Source organism: Streptomyces sp. NPDC057638 (assembly GCF_042800315.1).
In the GTDB taxonomy this organism is placed as follows: Bacteria; Actinomycetota; Actinomycetes; order Streptomycetales; family Streptomycetaceae; genus Streptomyces.
Map to the genome: position 1 here is coordinate 1 of NZ_JBHVHF010000599.1, position 1,475 is coordinate 1,475.

Consider the following 1,475-nt stretch of genomic DNA (forward strand, 5'->3'; position numbering starts at 1 on the left):
CAGGGCCCGCACGGCCCTTCTGCGCGCCGGGCGAACCGGCAAGGCCCGCCGCCCCGCCCCGCGCCCCGGCCCGCTCTGGCGTGCTCTGGTGCGGTGCGGTTGAGCAATCCGCGAGATGCGGCCCGCCACGGGGGCGGCGGACGATACGGGCGGGCGTCCCCGGGCCCCGGGCGGCGCTCGCCGCTCCCGGCCCCGGCGGCGCGTCCGCCCCGTTCCCCGGCGCCGGTGCGGCGGCCGGGCCAGAGCGATCCCGGAGCACCTATGCAGCCCTTCCGCATCGACATTCCCCAGGCCCACCTCGATGACCTGCACCGCCGCCTGGAGGCGACCCGCTGGCCCGGCGAGCTGCCCGGTACCGGCTGGGAGCGGGGTGTGCCGCAGGACTACCTCAAGGAGCTGGCCGCCTACTGGCGCACCGGGTTCGACTGGCGGGCGGCCGAGGCCGAGCTGAACGCCCATCCGCAGTTCACCGAGACCATCGACGGGGCCCGGATCCACTTCCTGCACATCACCTCGCCCGAACCGGACGCCACCGCGCTGCTGCTGACCCATGGCTGGCCCGGCTCGGTCGCCGAGTTCCTCGACGTGATCGGCCCGCTGACCGATCCGCGTGCCCACGGCGCTGACCCCGCGGACGCCTTCCACCTGGTCATCCCCTCCCTCCCCGGCTACGGCTTCTCCACCCTGACCGAACCCGGCTGGGACACCGCCCGTATCGCCCGCGCCTGGGCCACCCTGATGGACCGCCTCGGCTATGGCCGCTATATCGCCCAGGGCGGCGACGCCGGATCCCCGATCTCCCTGGAGCTGGGCCGCACCGACCCCGGGCACGTGCTCGGGGTGCATGTGAACATGCTGATGACGTTCCCCTCCGGGGACCCGGCCGAGCTCGCCGGCCTCAGCGCACGCGACCAGCAGCGCCTGGCCAAGCTCGCCCGCTTCGACGCCGAACTCTGCGGCTATATGAAGCTCCAGCAGACCCGCCCGCAGACCCTGGCCTACGCGCTCACCGACTCCCCGGCCGGACAGCTGGCCTGGATCACCGAACGGTTCCTGGACTGGACCAGCGCCCGCACCCGGCCCGAGGAGGCCGTGGACCGCGACCGGCTGCTGACCAACGTCAGCCTGTACTGGTTCACCGGCACCGCCGGATCCTCCGCCCAGTTCTACTACGAGGGCGCCGCCGCCGTCCGCGCGGCCGCCGCCGGGGCCCTCCCGCCGCCGCTGACCGTGCCGGTGGGCGTCGCCGTCTTCCCCGACGACATCTTCGTCCCCCTCCGCTCCCTCGCCGACCGGGACCTGCCCACGATCACCCACTGGAGCGAGTTCGAGACCGGCGGCCACTTCGCCGCCCTGGAACAGCCCGCCCGCCTGACCGCCGACATCCGCACCTTCGCCCGCTCCCTGAAACCCGTGCCCGCCACCGCCTGAATCCCCTCCGGCCCCGCGCACAGCCGCGGCCCGGGCCCCGGCTG

General features: G+C 74.8%; 1 protein-coding gene. It reads left to right on the forward strand.

The window, feature by feature from the left end:
- Positions 1-261 precede the first annotated feature (261 nt).
- Positions 262-1,431, forward strand: a complete 1,170-nt coding sequence (locus ACFVIM_RS35095) for an epoxide hydrolase family protein (protein WP_384310425.1) — start codon at positions 262-264, stop codon at positions 1,429-1,431.
- Positions 1,432-1,475 lie beyond the last annotated feature (44 nt).

Bases quoted from the DNA above. Each gene is read 5' to 3' on its own strand.
- ACFVIM_RS35095 (WP_384310425.1), top strand. From the start codon at position 262: ATGCAGCCCTTCCGCATCGACATTCCCCAGGCCCACCTCGATGACCTG.